This is a genomic window from Aquabacterium soli, from assembly GCF_003933735.1.
GTDB lineage: Bacteria > Pseudomonadota > Gammaproteobacteria > Burkholderiales > Burkholderiaceae_C > Aquabacterium > Aquabacterium soli.
Window position 1 is genome coordinate 357087 of the sequence record NZ_RSED01000003.1, and the last position, 18441, is coordinate 375527.

Here is an 18441-nt window from a genome sequence, read left to right on the forward strand (position 1 = left end):
CCGCACCGATCACGCCAGGCTTTTGCGCATGCGCCAGGCAGCCGAGCCGCTGATCAGGATCAGCGCGAGGCCATATCCCAACGAGGCAGCTTCGATGCCGACATGGCCCACCGCCAGCCCCGCGGCCAATGCCGGCAGGCTGAAAGCCAGATAGCTGATCACGAGGAAGCTGGCCATCAAGGCGCCGCGTTCATGCGGCTGGGCAAGGGGTACCAGGCTCCTGACAGAAGCGTTGAAACCCGCCCCGAATCCCAGGCCAGCCACCACGGTGCCCAGGAAGAAGGCGGCAGCAACATGGAAGTGGATGCCGCCCAGCGTCAGCAGCATGCCCAAACACAAGGCCCCCGCAGCGGCCGCCCTGACCATATGGGCAGGATGATGGCGCAACCACAGGATCCCCACAGCACCACTGAGCACCAGGGTGGCGATCAAGGCGCCACCCAGCAAAGGCGTGGCGCTGCCGATCACGCTGCGCGCCAGGGTCGGCCCCAGCGACAGGTAGAGGCCCCCCAGCGCCCATTGCGCGGTGTTGAGAGGTGCGATCAGCCACAGCGTTTCACGCGCGGCCTCGGGCACCGCCAGCCGCGGTCGCAACGAGCGCCACGCGCCGGGGCGCCGGGTCACGGTCTCAGGCAGGTAGAAGGCCGCCCAGGTCTGAAGGCCGACGATGATCAGTGCGACCTCGAACACCAGCCGGGTAGGCACTTGCGCAAACTGCACGAGCGCGCTGGCTCCCAGCGCGCCGAACGCCATGCCGAACATCGGGGCCACACTGTTCACCAACGCACCGCGCTCACGCTGGAAATCAAGCAGTGCAGCGCCCAGCACCGCACTGGCGATGCCAGTGGCCAACCCTTGCAGCAGCCGGGCGGCCAGCAACCAGGCCACCGAATCCGCACACAGGAACAACACCAGTGAGCCCAGTTCCAGCAGCAACGCCGCCAGCAGCACCGGACGGCGGCCACGGTAGTCGGACAGGGCGCCGAGCACCAGCAGCCCTCCGAGAAGCGCGAACGCATAGACCGAGAACACCAGCGTCAAGGTCAAGGCCGAGAAGCCGAACGTTTCACGGTAGAGCCCATACAGCGGAGACGGCGCACTTGAAGCCGCCAGAAAGCTCACCACCAGCGATCCGAGCAGCCAGAAGCCCTGGGGCGGGGTCAGACGCCCCGGCTGCTGCACTGGCCAGGCATCAGCAGTAGATGCAGGAAGGGGGACGGACATGAAGGCTCCACAAAAGCAAATTCTTTGCGTTTATGCATTGTGCCGATCTCGACTCACTAAAGCAATTTTTTTGCTTTAACATCTTCGGCATGTCGTTGAATCCCAGCAAATCCGCACCTCGCCCCGGGGGCCGCAGCGCCCGGGTACAAGCGTCGGTGCACGAGGCCACACGCCAACTGCTGAACGAACATGGGCGAGAAGCCTTGACCGTGCCTTTGATCGCCTCACGGGCGGGGGTCACGCCATCGACCATCTACCGCCGTTGGGGCGACATTGCCGAACTGTTCGCCGATGTGGCACTGGAGCGCTTGCGCCCTGATGGAGAACCTGCGGACACCGGCAGTGTGGCCACCGACATGCTGACCTGGAGCGAGCAGTACCTGGACGAGATGTCGTCAGAAGTAGGCCTGGCGATGATGCGCGATGTGCTCGCCGCGGGCGTCTCCACCAACGGTGTGCCCCTGCCCTGCCGTTGCGCCGAGTTCACCGCCGCCCAGATCGACATCATCCTGGCGCGCGGGCGGGCGCGTGGCGAAGCCGGCATTCCCACCGTGGACAAGCTGATGGACGGCATCGTGGCCCCGATCATCTACAAATTGCTGTTCGGCCCCACTGCCCCCGATGCCGTCTGGCTGCGTGCCCGGCTGGCCGAATGCCTGCCCAACACCACAGCCGAAAACGGCGAGCGTGCCGTGCAGGTTTGAGGCACGCTGTCATCCCGAATGATGACGCCACAAGCCCACCCTGCATGAGCCTGCCCTTGTTTCCCGATGCCTCGACAGCTGCCTCTGCCTTGCCCCAGGAGCGCGCAACTGGGCAGTCGCCTGGCGCTGACACGCTTGAACGACTCAAGCCATATGACTGGCCCAGGCTGCACGCCGAGTTGAGCGACCAGGGCTGCGCCATGCTGCCCGGCCTGCTCATGGTGGACGAGTGCGAGCACCTGTCTGCGCTCTACCCTCAGGACGAGCCCTTTCGAAGCCGCGTGGTGATGCAGCGCCATGGCTTCGGGCAAGGCGAATACAAGTACTTCGCCTATCCCCTGCCCTCGTTGATCCAGGGCCTGCGCACCGCGCTCTACCCCCACCTGGTGCCGCTGGCCAATCACTGGAACGAACGCATGGGCCTGGATGTCCGCTACCCCGCCCGCCATGCGGCGTTCATAGAACGCTGCCACGCGGCCGGGCAGGCACGCCCCACGCCGCTGTTGCTGTCGTACGAGACCGGTGACCACAACTGTTTGCACCAGGATCTGTACGGCGATCACGTGTTTCCCATCCAGGTCGCCGTCCTGCTGTCTGCGCCCGGCCGCGATTTCACCGGCGGCGAGTTCGTGATGACCGAGCAGCGCCCCCGCATGCAATCGCGAGTGGAGGTGGTCCCGCTGAAGCAAGGCGATGCCGTGGTGTTCGCGGTGCACCACCGGCCGGTGCAAGGCACGCGCGGCAGTTACCGCGTGCAGTCACGCCATGGGGTCAGCCGCGTGCGCTACGGGCACCGCCACACCTTGGGCATCATCTTCCACGATGCTGCGTAAGATGCCATCGGTATCCACACACACGGGGACGTTGAATGGCCGGACTGTTCCGCAACATCATCGCGTTCATGCTCGGCCTGCTGGCCCATGGCCGCCGCGCGCCGGGTGACACGACGAGTGCACGCTTCCTGGTCACGCCCTTTGATGTGGGCCTGCGGATCCTCAAGAGCGACAAGTACCTGCAGCTGGTCGAGCCGGCGCAGATGGACTACCTGCTTCAAGTCGGTCGCCTGTTCGGGATCCTCCAAGGCGGCGCCAGATTCGTGAACATCGGCCAGACCGTGCGGTTCTTCCGGCCCATCCCGGTGTTCAGTGTGGTGCGCATCGACACGCGCATTGTCTACGCCGATGACAGGTGCGCATTCTTTGCTTCCACCCTGCATGTCAAGGGCGAACGCGCGGCCGAGGTGCTGGTGAAGATGAAGTTCAAGAAGAATGGTTTGACCGTGAGCGCACAATCACTTCTGCACATCCACTTTGATACAGTGCCGCTGAGTGTGCAGAAGTGGGATGCCGCGCTGGCTGCCCTTTGAATGACGCTGCAAGAGCAGCCACCAACCTGCTGGACATCTGCCGCCATGCCCGCCACCGCCACTGACATACCGTCATTCAGCTCGCTGCAGGCCAGTCTGCCCACCGCCTATTTCTTTAACTGCTACGCCATCGAGCTGCCGCCCGATTCGAGAAGCCCGCTGGAGCTCTACCTGAGTGTCGTGTCCCGCACACCTGGGTGGATCGATGCGCTGATGACGTTGCGCAACCGAATCGTGGGCCAGTTGGGCCTCAAGAATGTGGGCGCGTTGAGCGGTGTTGACAGCAGCAAGCCGGTTCAGGCCTACCGCATTGGTGATCAAGCCGGCATCTTCAAGTTGCTTGAAGTGCACGAGCATGAAGTCATTCTGGGGGAGACCGACAAGCACCTGGACGTCAAGCTCTCCGTCGCAAAGCAGGAGAAGCCGGGTGGCACCACCGTCTCGGTCTCGACGGTGGTCCATGTGCACAACACCCTGGGGCGCGTGTACATGTTCTTCGTCGCGCCAGCGCACCGCGTGATCGCACCGGCGACGGTGTCCAGGCTTGCGTTGCCATCGCGGTGAAACGTTGAACACATGAAAAAACGCCGGCCCGCGTTGTCCGAACCGGCGTCTTCGTCCTCAGTCGATGCGGCAGGTCAGACGACCTCGAACAGCCCCGCGGCGCCCATGCCGCCGCCCACGCACATCGACACCACCACGTACTTCACGCCGCGGCGCTTGCCTTCGATCAGCGCATGCCCGACCTGGCGTGCGCCCGTCATGCCATAGGGGTGGCCGATCGAGATGGCGCCGCCATTGACGTTGTAGATCTCCGGATCGATGCCGAGCTGGTCACGGCAATACAGCACCTGGCAGGCGAAGGCTTCGTTGAGCTCCCACAGGCCGATGTCCTGCACCTTCAGGCCATGCTGCTTGAGCAGCTTGGGGATGGCATAGATCGGCCCGATGCCCATTTCCTCAGGAAGGCAGCCGGCCACCGCCATGCCACGGTAGATGCCCAGGGGCTGCAGGCCGCGGCGCTCGGCGAACTTGGCTTCCGTGATCACGCAGGCCGAAGCGCCATCAGAGAGCTGGCTCGCATTGCCCGCGGTGACGCAGCCGCCCTCGATCACCGCCTTCAGCTGCGACAGGCCTTCGTAGGTCGTGTCGGCGCGGTTGCCTTCGTCCTGCGTCAGGTTGACATCGCGGTAGCTCACTTCACCGGTGGCCTTGTCGACGATCTTCATCCGCGTCTGGATGGCGGCGATCTCGGCAGACAGCCGACCTTCAGCTTGTGCGAGCGCCGTGCGCCGCTGCGACTCGAAGGCATAGCGGTCCTGCGCCTCACGCGAGATGCCGAATTTCTTGGCCACGTTCTCGGCTGTGTACAGCATCGGCATGTAGGCATGGGGCACTTTCGCGATCACGTTGGGATCGGCCTCCTTGCCCACCCACGCGAAGTACTCGTTCTGCACGGCGGAAATGTTCTCCTGACCTCCGGCAATGCAGGCTTCCATGCCGTCGAAGGTGATCTGCTTGGCTGCCGTCGCGATGGCCATCAGGCCCGATGAACACTGGCGGTCCAGCGTCTGACCGGACACCGTGACAGGCAGGCCCGCCGCGAATACCGCGGTGCGGGCCAGGTTGCCACCGGCCGTGCCGGCGGTCAGCACCGCGCCGATCACCGCGTCTTCGAAGACCTCGCCCTCCAGGCCCGATCGCTCCACGGCATGCTTGATCGCATGGCCCATCAGGGTGGGCGACTTGGTGTCATTGAATGCACCACGGAAGGCCCGGCCGATGGGGGTGCGGGCGGTTGAGACGATGACGGCTTCACGCATTTTGAAAGTCCTTTTCGCAAGGGGATCGTTGTTGCTCAGCGAGCAGCAGACACTGTATTCACAAACCGCGCGGCGCGCTCGCCAACATGCGCAGAGCAGGGTTGCACACCCCATCGAAGCGGACACCGATGCCTGCAGGGCGAAAAGCGATCTGCCATAGTCACGGTTACTCACTTGAAAGGACGAAACGATGCATGGAATAGTCGCAACCCTCAAGATCAAGGATGGCGTTCAGGCCGAGTTTGAAGCCGTGGCCAACGGCCTGGTCGAACAATCCCGCCAGGAGCCGGGATGCCGTGGCTATACGCTCTGGAGGACTGCCGACGCCAGCACCTATGTGTTCGTCGAGTACTACGACAACGCCGAGGCCATCGACGCGCACATGAAATCGGACCACTACCGGCAGATCGGCCGCCAGCTCGGCGCCTTCCTGGACGGTGCGCCCGAACTCAAGCGGCTGGTCGGCGCGACGAGCTGAGCCGCGAGCCGCATCGCATGACCCTGCCGCTGTTCGACGACGCGCCCGGCGCCCAGCCCGGCCACATCGAATGGCTGGGGGAGCAGGCATGCGTGCTGCACGGCCAGGCCTTGCCGCATGCCGCCGCGCTGATCGATGCGTTCGACGCCGTTGCTGCGCAGGCGCCCTTTCGCCACCTGGTCACACCGGGCGGCGCCACCATGTCGGTGGCGATGACCAATTGCGGCCCGCTGGGCTGGGTGTCCGATCGACGGGGCTACCGCTACAGCCCAGAGGATCCCGCCTCCGGGCTGCCGTGGCCGCCAATGCCCGCGGTGTTCCGGCGCCTGGCCCAGCAAGCGGCGAAAGAAGCCGGGTTCGGCATCTTCGAACCCGACGCCTGCCTGGTCAACCGCTACACGCCGGGCACGCGCCTGTCCCTGCACCAGGACCGCGACGAGCAGGACTACAAGCACCCGATCGTGTCGGTGTCGCTGGGCATGCCGGCCACCTTCCTGTTCGGCGGGCTTACCCGGGCCGAGCGTCCCAGGCGCATCCTGCTGGAGCACGGCGATGTGGTGGTGTGGGGCGGCGTGGACCGGCTGCGCTTTCATGGCATCGCGCCGCTCAAGGATCATCCTCACCCGCGCCTGGGCTCTGTGCGGCTGAACCTCACGTTCCGCCGTGCGGGCGCCTGAAACACGGCTCACCGCGTCTCAGACCCGCACCACATAGACCGCGTAGAACGGCACCCCCGTGAGGAAACGGAAGGTGCTGTCGGCAAAGGAGTGCACGGTGCTGAACCCTTCCATCACCTGGTGCACTGCATCCAGCCTCAAACGGGGATGGGGCCTGCTGAACTCGGCCAGGCTGCGCGGCCCCCACGTGAACTCCGCCTCGGTCAGCCGCACCAGCGGGTGCATGCGGGCATGGCCCACCGTGATCCAGGACAGCGCGTCGAAAACAAGCACCGACCCCGGCGGCGCGTGCTCGCCAAAGGTTTGAAGCAGGGCCTCTACCTGCCCCGGCTGCAGGTACATCAGCACGCCCTCGCTCATCAGGCAGACCGGTGCGCCCTGGCGGTCAGGCAGGCCGAGATCCGACCACCAACCGGGAGAACGAAGATCGAGCGCCACCTGGCGATGGCGAGCCGAGGCCGGCGGCAGCAGATGGTCACGGATCGACAGCACCTCGGGCAGGTCTGCATCGATCATGCGTGCACAGCCGTTGTCCAGCCACTGGAAGTAGTGGGACAGCCCGCAGCCCAGGTTAGCCACCAGGCCTCCAGGCTGCAAAGCCAGGAACTGCTGCGCCACCTCGCGGAAGCGCTGGGTGCGCACCAGCACCCCGTACACGCAAGCCTTGTCCTCCAGCCATGTGCGGCCGTCGTCGTCCAGGGCCTGCATCATCGACGCGGCGAAGGCATCGCCAACAGCCACATCTGGAAACATGGCGTCACCGAACGCACGCGCTGCCAGCGGGATGCGCAGCGTGGATGGCACGGCTGCCAAGGCCTCGTAGTGACGGCGTGGATCAACCTGGGTGGTATGCGCCCTGGCTCTGACAGACGGCATGCGATGTCTCCTCGTTTTGAGGGTCATCATCGGGCAGGCCGCCCTCGAAATCAAGGCAAAGCCAGGGCTCAGCGTCCCAGCATTTCCTGGATGCGCTGGGGGAGCACGTCCAGCGGGAAGGATTTGAGTGCTGCTGCGGCCTTCGGCTGCATCAGCATCACGCCCGCATGGACAGCGGCCCTTGAGTACGACAAGTTCGGTGATCAGCGCCTGGCCAGATCCCTTCAGAAGGCCGAATCCGGGTTGATGAACTGGTGGGGCAACTGGGCGCGCTCGAAGCTGCAACCTGAGCGCTCATCCCCTGCCCTTCACTTCGGCGCTTTGGTCGTGCGCAGATAAGGCAGCTTGACGTCGATGGCACCGTACTTCTCGCGGGCCTGGTCGTCATTGAGCGACAGCGCGACGACCACGTCCTGGCCGACCGCCCAGTTGGCCGGCGTGGCCAGCGGCACGTTGAAGGTCAGCTGCAGGGCGTCGAGTGCGCGCAGCACTTCGGCAAAGTTGCGGCCCACCGACATCGGATAGGTCATGGCCAGCTTGAGCTTCTTGTCCGGGCCAATGATGAAGACTGAGCGCACGGTGGCCGTGTCGTTGGCGGTGCGGCCATCGGGGAGATAGGCTTCGGCGGGCAGCATGTCGAAGGCCTTGGACACGGCCAGCCCTTCGTCGGCGATGATGGGGAAACCGGCGGGGCAGCCGGCCACGGTCTCGATGTCGCCCTTCCACTTCTTGTGCGCTTCCACACCGTCGACAGACACGCCGATCACCTTGGTGCCGCGCTTGGCCCATTCGGCCTCCAGCTGGGCCACGGCGCCGAATTCGGTGGTGCACACCGGCGTGAAATCCTTGGGGTGGGAGAACAGGATGGCCCAGCCAGAGCCGATCCAGTCGTGGAACTTGATGGGCCCCTGGTCGGTGTCGGCCGAGAAATCAGGAACGATGTCGTTGATGCGCAGTGCCATGGTGCTGAACTCCGGGAATGTCAGAATTTTGCGAGTGTGCCAGACGATGATCGCGCGCCCGAGTAGTCCTCTCAGGCGGAGGGATGTGACGTGCGCTCCACCGGCAGCCCGAGTTGATGCCACATCAACATGCCGCCGCGCAGGTTGGCCACACGCTTGAAACCACCCTCGCGCAGGATGACCGTGGCCTGGCCGGAGCGCGTGCCGGCATGGCACACGGCAACCACCGGCTTGTCTTGCGGGACCTCGCCCAGGCGGTCCTTCAATTCGTTCAGGGGCAGCAGTTGCGCACCCTCGATGCACCCCAGGCGTTCGTCCACCTCGCCTTCCTGGCGGACATCGAGCAGCAGCACACCAGCCCGATGCTCCGACACCCATTCGGGATCGATCTCGAGCAGCCCGGCATAGGTCTGGCGCACCGGGCCCCAGTCGGCCAGCACGGGTTCCTTGCCATCCTCCGGCCGGCCACAGCGCATGTTGGCCGGCACGGCCACGTCCAGCTTCTTGGGGTGCGGCAGGTGCAGGTTGTCCATGAAGCCGACGAAATCACGCTCATCCGCCTGGCCTCCGATGCGCGGGTTGTGCGCACGTTCTTCAGCGATGCTGGACACGGTGCGGCCGCTGTAGTCGTGTGCGGGAAAGATCAGGCAGTCGGCTGGCAGGCTGAAGAGCTGCTGGGTAATGGACTGGTAGAGCGTGCTGGCATGTCCCGACTGAAAATCGCAACGCCCAGCACCGCGGATCAGCAGGCTGTCGCCCGTGAAGGCCATGCGGTGGTCATCGCTCAGGTAGGTGATGCAGCCATCCGTGTGCCCCGGGGTGGCCCGGACTTCCAGATGCCGCTGGCCGAAGACGACGCGGTCGCCATGGTCCAGCAGCAGGTCGGCGCCCTGCAGGTCTGTGCCATACCGGCCGGAGATGCCGATGCGGCACCCGGTGGCCTGCTGCATCAGCCAGGCGCCCGTGACGTGGTCTGCATGGCAATGGGTGTCCAGCACGGCAACCAACTGCAGGCCCAGCTCGTCGATCAGGGCCAGATCGCGCAGGTGCTGCTCGAACACCGTGTCGATGATCACCGCCTGCCGGGTCGCGGGACAGCCCAGCAGGTAGGTGTAGGTCGATGACGTGGCATCGAACAGCTGCCGAAAGATCAAGTCGCCGACCATCGAGCCCTCCACATGCCGCATGGGTGAACAGAAGTGCGCGGCTTCGAACCAGCATAGCCCATCGCCCGTGCGAGGTCACGAACACCACCCTCAATCCATCCAGCCTTTGATCAATCACAAGCCCGCCTGGGAGCCCTGCTTGCACAGTGGGGACAGTCGAACTGACCACACTGCTCCCAGAAGGAACGAATGATGAAGATGACCACCGCTGCCGCCGCCCTGCTCACCGCCTTGCTGGCAGGCCCCACGCTGGCCGCCACCTGCAACGTCGACATCGAAGGCAGCGATGCCATGCAGTTCAACAAGACCAGCATCGCGGTGCCGGCCAGCTGCAAGCAGTTCACCGTCAAACTCAGGCACGCCGGCAAGCTGCCCAAGGCCGCCATGGGCCACAACTGGGTGCTGAGCAAGGCCGCCGATGCGCAGGCCGTGGCCAACGACGGCATCGCCGCAGGCCTGGACAAGTCCTATGTGAAGCCCGGCGACACACGCGTGATCGCGCACACGAAGATCATCGGCGGCGGCGAAAGCGATGCCGTGAGCTTCGATGTCGCCAAGCTCAAGGCCGGCGAGAGCTATGCCTGGTTCTGCTCGTTCCCGGGGCATTCGACCATCATGAAGGGCACGCTGGCGTTGGCCAAATAGGGCGCATCGCCTGGCAAGCAGAAAGGCCGGGTCCGATCCGGCTTCTTCACGTGTACCCGTACGGCAGTTTGATCAGCCCTGGGGCGGATCAGCATCGGAACGAAGTGCCAACACGGTGGGCTATTGGGCAGCAGCCACCTTCTGCACCGCAGCCAGGGCTGCCTCTACATTGGCCAACGGCGCCACCCCACCCACTGTGGCAATCACCTGCCCGCCCTTGTTGAGGATGAACGTGGTACGGGCCACCGATCCGTGGTCGACGACCACGCCACGCTTGTCCTTGCGCCCTCTTGTCGACTCATTCACATCCAGATCGAAAGACCGGGCGATACGGCCGTCGACATCCGAGGCCACAGGGAACTTGCTGGCGCAGTACTGCGGATCTGCAGAGAACGCATTGAGCCGCCCGATGTCGTCGAGAGACACTCCCACGATGCTGGCACCTGCGGCGGCAAAGCGCTCAAAGTTCTGGGCGAACGCATGGGCCTGGATGGAACAGCCACCGCCGAACGCGGTCGGGTAGAAATACACCACCACCGGGCCCTTCCTGAGCTGGTCCTTCAGTGCATATGTGAATGCCTTGCCAGCGAAGGAGGCCTGCGTCGTGAACGAGGGGGCCACATCACCTTCCTTCAACTCGGCCAGCGCTGACGACACGCCCAAGCCAGCCAGCGCGGCTGTGGTCAAGATTTTTTTCATGTTCAAACCTCGGTCAATCAACGGGGGGTTTCAGTTCGGCGTACAGCCACCTGATGAAGCGCTCGGCAGATTGCCAGGCCTGCGGCACCTGGGCATCGAACTCAGCCGTGGGCTTGGCCGCGATGACCTTCCAGCAGACCTTTCAGGCTGCCACCATTGTTCAGATCCACCAGCGGGTAGCCGACGGACCGGTAGTCATCGCCCAGGGCCAGCACATCGTGCTTGGTGAAATGCGGCGTCGCGCCCAGCTTGGCGAAGTTCTCGTTACCACCCGTGTGATCACCATGCACATGGGTGTTGATCAGGTAGCGGATGGGTTGATCCGACAGCTTCCTGATGGCGGCATGGAGCTTGTCTGCCAACGGCGCGAACTGCGCGTCCACGAGCAGAACGCTCTCTGGCCCGATCAACACACTGATGGTGCCGCCCTGGCCCTCCAGCGTGTAGAGATCCTCGCCCAGGCGGCTGCTCTTGATCTTGCTGAAGTCAGGGGCCTGCTGCGCATGGCTGATGGCAGGCAAAAGCCCTGACAACGCGATGAAGAGAGCCGTTCCGGGGTGACGAAGCATGGTCAATAACGTGAAGGCCGAAAAGGACAGACCGGTTCATTCAGCAACCGCCATGCCAAATCTGGGGCCCTCAGGCAGACACCGTGCACCACGCCCATGCCGCCTGGGTTCGCTGCTGATCTTTCAACAGCATCGAAGCAGATTCGGCACAAAAATCAACACCGTGATGACGCTTGTGCTGCGAACACCGCCTTGCTTCTGAAACGGCTGCGGTGTCCATCCAGCCGCGCCGTTCTGCTTCTTGATGCCCTAGACTGCGCCAATCCGCCCCTGTGCAGACATATGCCTGACGACTCGTCGACACTGCTGGATCTACTCACGGAGATCAACCTCGTTGACCTGCTGGACTCAACGGGCTTGTCGCTGCTTCACAGAACGCCTTTGCAGCATCTGTTTCTGCCCTGGGCACGCCGCTTCGCCACGGTTGCCCATGAGTTCGATGCGCGCGTGGGCGAGCATGGGCTGGCACAAGGCAGCACCTGGCTCATGCACCAGATGACGGCCGGACTGCACACGACAGGCCTTGAACAGGTTCCGACTCAAGGGCCTGTCTTCATCCTGGCGAACCATCCCGGCATGACCGACACGATCGCGCTGTTTGCCAGCCTGGCTTCACGGCCCGATCTGCGGGTGATCGCCATGGACCGCCCTTTCCTGCGCGCCTTGCCGCACGTGGCACGGCAATTGATCTTTCTGCCCGCCGATCAGTCCGGGCGCCTGTCCGTGATCCGCGACGCCAGCCGGCATCTGAAAGATGGCGGCGCGTTGCTCACCTTCCCTGCCGGCGAGATCGAACCTGATCCTGCGGTAGAAGGCTCCGACTCAGCGATCGACTCACTGAAGAACTGGTCAGTCAGTTATGGCCTGTTGGCCCGGCTGGTGCCGGATGCCCGCTTCTTGCCTGCCCTGGTGAGCCACGTCATCTCGCCAGCTGCGCAGCGGCACCCTCTCTGCTTGTTGCGCCGAACAGCGCACGACAAGGCCAAGCTGGCAGCAGCGCTTCAGGTGGCCTTGCCACGCTACCGGAACCAGCTTGCCCACGTGTCGTTCGGCCCTGCGCTGCAGGCAGGCCAGGCTGATCCGAAGGCCTTGTGCGCCGCGATGGCCACGCAGATGAGGAGGCTCATCCTCGGTCTGGAACCTGCAGGGCAGATGCCTGACTGTGTGCCTGAACCCGTGGGCTGAGGCTGCGGCATGCGTGACCGCGTCGTCAACAGGTGCTCCGCATTTGCCATCGCCCCAGTACCTCATACCGTCCCTGGCCAAGGAAGCTGCGCACCAGCCTGAACTCGAGCGCTGTCCACCGGATGGGTGAGATCTCCGCCGTTTCAACGCTCTTGCCGTAGAGCAAGGTCAGATGCGGGTTGAACGGGGGCGTGCGCCGCCTGACGACACCAGCTCGCTTCAAAGCCATGTTCAGGCCGAGCTGGAAGGTCTTGAGCGGCACGGTGCCTTCACGACCCAACAGTACCAGCGGACAATGCCCCGCACGCCCGCTGAAGCTCATGACATGGTCAAGCTCCACATCGAACCTGGAGCAACACATGGCCGCAGCGACGTCGCTCGCCTCTTTGACAAGCCGCGTCGGCAAATCGGCAAAGCGGCCAAGATATTCCAGCGTGATGTGCATGCGATCCTGTGAATGGGGTTCCATCCGAAGTCCATGCGCTGCCTTCAATCGCTGTGCGAGCGCCACCGCCTGGGCTGCCGCGGCCTGTTCGGGAAAGATCGCGAAGAACAATCCGTCCGTCGGCACGCCTGGCACTTCGAATCCATCCAGCAAAAGCTGGGCGTTCATGCGTGCGCCATCACCAACAGGCCTGTCTGAGCCTGCGTGGTCGGTGGGGTTGCGAGTCATCGGCATGGCCTTCGCAGTTTAAGGACGGCGCTTTAACCACGCCTCCGTCAATGCCCTATCAGGCGGCAAAGTTCGATCCTCGACCTACACTCATCATCGAGTCCATCACGCGCAAGGAGCGACAATGTCCTGCTCAGCCCTGCAGTACACCAAGTTCGAGCAAGAGCGAACGCGCCCGGTGCGTGATCTGGTCGCGGCCATCCCGGCCACATCGGTTCGCCGGGCCATCGACCTTGGCTGTGGCCCGGGCAATTCGACCGAAGTACTGTTGCAACGCTTTCCGGGTGCGCAAGTCAGCGGCACCGACAACTCCGAGGACATGGTGGCCGCAGCGCGCAAGCGCCTTCCATCCGTGGACTTTATGCTGTCCGACATCGCCACATGGAACCCTGAGCGCCCTTGCGACGTGATCCTGGCCAACGCCTCCCTGCAATGGCTGCCAGATCACCAATCGCTTTACCCTCGTCTGGTCAGCAAGCTGAGTGAAGGTGGCACGCTGGCCGTGCAGACACCAGACAACCTGGACGAGCCTGCCCATCGACTCGCCAGGGAAATCGCGGCGGACAGACGTTGGCGAAGCAAGATTGGCGAGGTGCGTCACCCCGAGCGGCATGGTGCCAGCTTTTACCATGCGCTGCTGCGAACCAATTGCCGGTCGGTGGATGCATGGCGCACCACCTACTTCCATGCGTTGAGCGGCGGGCCTTGCGCTGTCGTGGAGTGGTTCAAAGGAACGGCACTCAGGCCTTTTCTGGGGCCGCTCGATGCGGGCGAACAGACCGAGTTTCTTCAGGTCTACACGGCAGCCATCGCGCAGGCGTATCCCGCCTACGAGGACGGCACGGTGCTGCTGCCTTTCCCTCGCCTGTTCGTCGTGGCGACGCGTTAGCGCCGCCCCTCGGGCCCAGAGGGTCCTGCCCTCACTCCCACTCGATCATTTCCGGCACCTTGAGAGCCGCATGAACACTAGGTTTTTGAAGTTCCAAGATTTCTTTCTACCGTCATTTTTACCGACGCTGGAAGGTGGTGATTGCAACGATGGTTGCCGGTCAAACGACAGCCATAACGCAATGTGAAGTGTACACGGCGAGCCTGTTTTGCAGGGCGGCAAAGGGGTGGAGCAATGCTCCGTAGCCCTCTTCCTACTGCCACCTTAGGCATCTGGCCAGTTCTCTGGCACCAACGCTGGCGGCTTGGACCATGGTTGCTCGACCAAGGCATCTTGAAACCACTTATCGCGGAGGTTCGCGTGCTCGGTAACGATGAGTTGAAAGCCTGGAACATCCTCTTGAGTGAACTTCAACAACAATTCGAACAGTCGGCGTACCGCCACCAAGTCAGCATCGGCCTCTGTCTTTTGAACTGACCCATCAGCCTCTTGATAGACCTTTTCCGATGGAAAGTAGACCTGAGTAGGTTGATCAATCAGCAGGAAACGTGGAATTGGCCGATTGTTCTTCGCTGCGAAAAGATGCAGGGCAAGCAAGGCTGACAAGTGGTACGCCAAATGGTTCTCACCGCCGCCTGTTCGACTCATAGGAACGGGCCGATCTGGGCGGTCAAAGACGATGGTTAAGTGGCTAAGGTCTAGCCGTGCAGGGAACGTGCTGAACTCCGCCTCAAAGGTGCGGATGAACTGCGACACCTGCGTCGAGATGTTGTTGAGAATGGAAATCAGCCGCTCGTTGCTGTCGTCTGCACCGATCTTCTTTTCCAACTCTTCGACCTTAAACTTGAGCCTCTTGTGGTCAGCCTCACGCAAAGCAAGCTCCGCATTGGGGACCAAGCCTTCCAAGAACAAGCTAATCCGGCCCACAACGCGCGCAGCCGCGTGGTTTCGCGCACCCATTTGGGCCATGATCTCACTTGCTGCAATCGCGGCGGAGAGTTCGGCTTCCTTGTTCTTTATTGAGCCAACGATCTCTTGTACTTTGACATCGAGCTCGGCCAAGTAAGCATCCAGTTTGGGCCGCTGCTCAACCACGATGCTCATTTCCGCATCCAGCGACGCCAACTCATTGAGCAACAACTTGGCAACAGGAGTCTCCAAACCCAAGTTTGGCTCGCAGAACGGCCACTGCCACTCTCCAGTTTTTGGATTTTTTGGGAACGCCTTGATCGATGCCAATCGATCTTTTTGCTCGGCCGCTTCATGCTCAAATCCACCGGCCTTCCTGGCGAACTGACGGGCCGAATCGATTCGAGATTGAACATCTCTGCGATCCTGACGCAGCTTGCTGAGGTCATCTTCGAGCCGTGAAATCCTGCTGCCGTCGTCCTCAGGGATAGCAGACGGTTTCCAAAGCAATGCGGAGCGCAATGCATCCGTCATCCCGTCAGCGCTGGCTTGCTGATGGATCGCATCAAGGATACCAACGGCCTTCGCTTCAGAGAAGAGGCTGATGCCCTTTTGCTGCGCGGTGTCAATGGCATCTCGCGCTTGTTCAAGGAGCTTCGAGTTGATTTTCAACTCTCGCTGAGCCGCGCGTAGTCTTACTTCAAGCTCGTATCGATCGCCGGACGAAACTCCAAGCAGAATCGGCAACGTATCTTTGATTGCTTGAGGCTGGAAACTTTCGTTCTGTCGATAGAAGAGCTGGTCTTTGTTGGCGACCAAGCCTTGCTTTTGAAATAGATAGTAGTACGTGTGCTTGACGTTAGCGTCAAAGCTCACTCTGCTGTTGTCGATTGCGACTTCGGTCCGATTCTCTGGTATGCCTAGCAGACGAGACAACAACACGACGACGGCATCGTCATCCGTGTTCACAACCAAATCTTTGAAGTCTGGCGGCGCTAGCTGTGCACCTCTCCGCTGCATGACAAGACCGCAACTCGTACCGCCATCGGTAGGTGTCGGCTTGGCAATCAAAACTTGTTCTTGGGGAAACTGATAGATCACGGCGAACCATGACACCTTATCGCGGATGATCCCTTCCGGAACATTGAATGTCGAGCGCCCCATGCAGTACTCGATGATCTCCGAGAGCGCCGATTTACCAGTAGATGATCTACCGGTTATGACATTGAGCCCATCTACTTTGAATTGGAGATCTCGACGTTGGCCATCATGGCTGTAAACGTGTATGGATTTAATTTTCATGGCCGAACACCAAAGGTCGTATACACAGTCACACGGTCCGCGATGCGTGCAAATTCTTTACCGACAAAGCGAGCCACACGTTGGCATGAGACAGACTCGGCTGTACCAGTGACAGACTTTCGCATCTTTTCAGGCACGGTCTTCAACCTACCATCAGGCGACACCGTGAAACAACCCCGTTCCGCCAACAGGCCGAATGCCTCCAGTGAAAACGGCATCAAATCACTTGCCCGGGCGGCGAATCCGACCAGTAACTGAGGATTATTTTCAACCGTCTTTAAAAGATAGCTGCGCGAGTTATCAGCGAGAACAAGGCGAGAGTCCTTGTGCAAACAAAGTGGCAATACCAGCAGTGCAAGAGAATATGGCATCCCATCAGGATTCTCCTCTTCGTACCCCAGCAACGCCTTGAACAACACCAGCCCGCAAAAAGCGGGATTAAAAAGGTTGCGTACCTCGAAGGGTCGGTGATCCCATCGCTTCATTCGGTAGCCCCTACCACAGCCCCTATTCGACTAAGGAAGCGCGGATGCCAATAAACACGAGGCAATGGACGCGAATTGGCCAAGATATGAAATCCTCCACGCACGACATACGGCTCAGTGACGCCTTCCCTGATCCGAAGTGCACTGATATTGCCGCTTTCCATGTCAGCCCATCGGTATAGTGCCTTTCCTGCAGCCAGAAGGACGTCATCAGCGCTTTCGTCATGAAGGTCCTCAAATACGACATCCTTGTAGCGCCCCCACTCGTCGACAAGGCGATCTTCATAGGACTCCAATTCACCTGCAACTAACAGGTTCTCACGAGCCCATGAAGAACGCTGTTCAAATGCTCTGTAGTAGTCCAAGATCGCATTGCGGATCCTGTTTGAGGCTATACCTATTTCCCTCAATTGAACGACAAAGAGCCGTGGATCGTTGTCCGCATCAATCTCACCGGCGGGTGTTTTCCCTCTAAATGTGATTGGCAGGTTGTCTGATTTGTACTCGTCAGCAAACGCAGAAAGCTTGTCCGATACCTCGTAACCAAAAATTGGTTCCGTCCGCTGTCCGGTTAGTAGTTTCACCGCAAGGTCATTCCACCAGCCTTCAAGTCGTTCGAAAACGGCATCTCTGAACTCTCGCCGAACGCTACGCATGCGTTCATCTTTGATGATCGCCGGCACATCGGCGATTCGGGGCGATCCATCAAAAATTGTGATGCGCGAAAGAAAGTCTTCCTGCTCTTCAGGATTGAGGTCGTGGAACTCTTTCGCAATTCCATTGATGAGCTTTGACCCAGACTTAGACAGCGCGTCTGCTGCAAGTTGCGACAGCGCTTCTTGCTCGTCGTCCGCAACATGACCATCCAAAACGTGGCGGAGAAACGATGTATCAGAAACTGTTCCAGTCGTGAAGAGGAAAAACTGAAGGCTGGCATCGCTACGCCCGTCACGGTTGTAACGTGCCAACCAGATGCGGACGGACTTCCAGAAGTCTGTGGACAGATCCGTAAGCCGATCCCCTACCGCCTTGTGTTTGAGGGAGGCAAGTGTCTTGACGCCATCCTTATCCACGAAATCAAGATCGTCGTCTTTCTCGATCAAGACAGAGGTGCTCTCAGGCAACTGTAGAAGCTTAAGCAGCGCGAATCGCGGTTGGTAGATGTATCCAAGCCCTTGCTCGCCCGCCGAGTACTGATCAGTGGATGCCCCAGACATGCTCACGCTCCTGCATTGAACGCGTAAGACAGCCATGCGGCGGTGTTCTCGCCAGAAGCGGACACAATGCTGGTCAATGGCCCAAGGTCAGATACCGTCATTTCCACATCCCCTGAATTGCTTGGTCGCACGTTGAACGCGCGACCGCCTATTTTTTGCAATGGTAACAAACGATTTCAGGGGCGTGACGGGAGCAAACCACTCATTCGCTGGCCGGTGGCCCAAACAGATCGTTGGTGATCATTGAGCCACTGGTCTCGGCCAAGTGTTCCCGATGACTTGAACTGCTGGGCACAAATTGCCCGCATTGGGCGAGCAAGCCATCATAAGCAAGCACCCGCAGTCGATTGATCCTCTTGGTTCCTTTGGGGAACTGGATCAGATCGTCGTACAGCCTGGGGTGATCAGCACGCGCCAGTTCAAACACCAGCCGGATCGGTTCGCCACTGGCCTTGGCGTAGGCATTCATGGCCTGCTCCCAGATGGCGTCGCACCTTGATCGGCCCGTGGCGCGGCCATCACCGTTCGCGCATAGTTCTGCCCTGCCAGTTGGAAGCCCCGTACATTGGCAAACATGGGTTCCTTGACCTCA

21 protein-coding genes are annotated in these 18441 nt (G+C 61.4%); 9 read left to right on the plus strand and 12 right to left on the minus strand.

Features of this window, described 5'->3' with window-relative positions:
* Positions 1 to 9 precede the first annotated feature (9 nt).
* Positions 10 to 1224, minus strand: a complete 1215-nt coding sequence (locus tag EIP75_RS05455; RefSeq protein WP_125242205.1) for an MFS transporter — start codon at positions 1222 to 1224, stop codon at positions 10 to 12.
* Positions 1225 to 1313: 89 nt separating this feature from the next.
* Here EIP75_RS05455 and EIP75_RS05460 point away from each other — a divergent pair, with 89 nt between their 5' ends.
* From EIP75_RS05460 to EIP75_RS05475, 4 genes are read left to right on the plus strand one after another with little or no spacing between them, the layout of a single operon-like run.
* On the plus strand, positions 1314 to 1928 hold the full coding sequence (locus EIP75_RS05460) for a TetR/AcrR family transcriptional regulator (protein WP_125242206.1): 615 nt from the start codon (positions 1314 to 1316) through the stop codon (positions 1926 to 1928).
* Positions 1929 to 1972: 44 nt separating this feature from the next.
* A complete protein-coding gene (locus EIP75_RS05465) occupies positions 1973 to 2761 on the plus strand; it encodes a 2OG-Fe(II) oxygenase (RefSeq protein WP_125242207.1) in 789 nt (262 codons plus the stop codon).
* 35 nt (positions 2762 to 2796) lie between these two features.
* The gene (locus EIP75_RS05470) at positions 2797 to 3294 is read left to right on the plus strand and encodes a hypothetical protein (protein ID WP_125242208.1); all 498 of its coding nucleotides are present in this window, start codon (positions 2797 to 2799) and stop codon (positions 3292 to 3294) included.
* A 45-nt stretch (positions 3295 to 3339) separates the two neighbouring features.
* Positions 3340 to 3858, plus strand: coding sequence for a DUF2867 domain-containing protein (locus tag EIP75_RS05475; RefSeq protein ID WP_125242209.1), 519 nt, complete (start codon positions 3340 to 3342; stop codon positions 3856 to 3858).
* Positions 3859 to 3932: 74 nt separating this feature from the next.
* On the opposite strand, the gene EIP75_RS05480 is transcribed toward EIP75_RS05475, so the two are convergent.
* A complete protein-coding gene (locus EIP75_RS05480) occupies positions 3933 to 5117 on the minus strand; it encodes an acetyl-CoA C-acyltransferase (protein ID WP_125242210.1) in 1185 nt (394 codons plus the stop codon).
* Between the two features lie 190 nt (positions 5118 to 5307).
* On the opposite strand from EIP75_RS05480, the gene EIP75_RS05485 reads away from it, so the two are divergent.
* Entirely contained in the window at positions 5308 to 5595 is a 288-nt protein-coding gene (locus EIP75_RS05485; protein WP_125242211.1) for a putative quinol monooxygenase, read from the plus strand.
* A gap of 17 nt (positions 5596 to 5612) precedes the next feature.
* The gene (gene alkB, locus EIP75_RS05490; protein ID WP_125242212.1) at positions 5613 to 6272 is read left to right on the plus strand and encodes a DNA oxidative demethylase AlkB; all 660 of its coding nucleotides are present in this window, start codon (positions 5613 to 5615) and stop codon (positions 6270 to 6272) included.
* Between the two features lie 18 nt (positions 6273 to 6290).
* On the opposite strand, the gene EIP75_RS05495 is transcribed toward alkB, so the two are convergent.
* From EIP75_RS05495 to EIP75_RS05505, 3 genes are all read right to left on the minus strand, one after another.
* Complete coding sequence (locus tag EIP75_RS05495) at positions 6291 to 7148, minus strand: class I SAM-dependent methyltransferase (protein WP_125242213.1); 858 nt, start codon at positions 7146 to 7148, stop codon at positions 6291 to 6293.
* Positions 7149 to 7456: 308 nt separating this feature from the next.
* Positions 7457 to 8110, minus strand: coding sequence for a peroxiredoxin (locus tag EIP75_RS05500; protein ID WP_125242214.1), 654 nt, complete (start codon positions 8108 to 8110; stop codon positions 7457 to 7459).
* A gap of 71 nt (positions 8111 to 8181) precedes the next feature.
* A complete protein-coding gene (locus EIP75_RS05505; protein ID WP_199758505.1) occupies positions 8182 to 9264 on the minus strand; it encodes an MBL fold metallo-hydrolase in 1083 nt (360 codons plus the stop codon).
* Between the two features lie 201 nt (positions 9265 to 9465).
* On the opposite strand from EIP75_RS05505, the gene azu reads away from it, so the two are divergent.
* Entirely contained in the window at positions 9466 to 9921 is a 456-nt protein-coding gene (gene azu / locus EIP75_RS05510; protein ID WP_125242216.1) for an azurin, read from the plus strand.
* A gap of 120 nt (positions 9922 to 10041) precedes the next feature.
* Here the strand turns inward: azu and EIP75_RS05515 are convergent, their stop codons facing one another.
* Positions 10042 to 10620 carry a peroxiredoxin gene (locus EIP75_RS05515; protein ID WP_125242217.1) on the minus strand — a complete coding sequence of 193 codons (579 nt, stop codon included), beginning with the start codon at positions 10618 to 10620 and terminating at the stop codon, positions 10042 to 10044.
* A gap of 101 nt (positions 10621 to 10721) precedes the next feature.
* Positions 10722 to 11189, minus strand: a complete 468-nt coding sequence (locus tag EIP75_RS05520) for an MBL fold metallo-hydrolase (RefSeq protein WP_125242218.1) — start codon at positions 11187 to 11189, stop codon at positions 10722 to 10724.
* A 96-nt stretch (positions 11190 to 11285) separates the two neighbouring features.
* On the opposite strand from EIP75_RS05520, the gene EIP75_RS05525 reads away from it, so the two are divergent.
* Entirely contained in the window at positions 11286 to 12374 is a 1089-nt protein-coding gene (locus tag EIP75_RS05525; protein ID WP_125242219.1) for a 1-acyl-sn-glycerol-3-phosphate acyltransferase, read from the plus strand.
* 25 nt (positions 12375 to 12399) lie between these two features.
* Here EIP75_RS05525 and EIP75_RS05530 read toward each other — a convergent pair whose 3' ends face one another.
* Positions 12400 to 12987: a 2'-5' RNA ligase family protein gene (locus EIP75_RS05530; protein ID WP_158622749.1), complete on the minus strand. Its 588-nt coding sequence runs from the start codon at positions 12985 to 12987 to the stop codon at positions 12400 to 12402.
* A gap of 184 nt (positions 12988 to 13171) precedes the next feature.
* Between EIP75_RS05530 and tam the strand changes: the two genes are divergently transcribed.
* Entirely contained in the window at positions 13172 to 13936 is a 765-nt protein-coding gene (tam, locus tag EIP75_RS05535; protein ID WP_125242221.1) for a trans-aconitate 2-methyltransferase, read from the plus strand.
* Between the two features lie 264 nt (positions 13937 to 14200).
* Here tam and EIP75_RS05540 read toward each other — a convergent pair whose 3' ends face one another.
* The 4 genes from EIP75_RS05540 to EIP75_RS05555 form a co-directional block, all read right to left on the minus strand.
* The gene (locus EIP75_RS05540) at positions 14201 to 16147 is read right to left on the minus strand and encodes a DUF3732 domain-containing protein (protein WP_125242222.1); all 1947 of its coding nucleotides are present in this window, start codon (positions 16145 to 16147) and stop codon (positions 14201 to 14203) included.
* Positions 16144 to 16632, minus strand: coding sequence for a three component ABC system middle component (locus EIP75_RS05545; protein ID WP_125242223.1), 489 nt, complete (start codon positions 16630 to 16632; stop codon positions 16144 to 16146). Before EIP75_RS05545 ends, EIP75_RS05540 begins: the two co-directional genes overlap by 4 nt.
* On the minus strand, positions 16629 to 17849 hold the full coding sequence (locus EIP75_RS05550; protein WP_125242224.1) for an ABC-three component system protein: 1221 nt from the start codon (positions 17847 to 17849) through the stop codon (positions 16629 to 16631). The genes EIP75_RS05545 and EIP75_RS05550 overlap by 4 nt, the downstream gene beginning before the upstream one ends.
* Before the next feature lie 202 nt (positions 17850 to 18051).
* Complete coding sequence (locus tag EIP75_RS05555) at positions 18052 to 18318, minus strand: hypothetical protein (RefSeq protein WP_125242225.1); 267 nt, start codon at positions 18316 to 18318, stop codon at positions 18052 to 18054.
* Between the last annotated feature and the right edge of the window lie 123 nt (positions 18319 to 18441).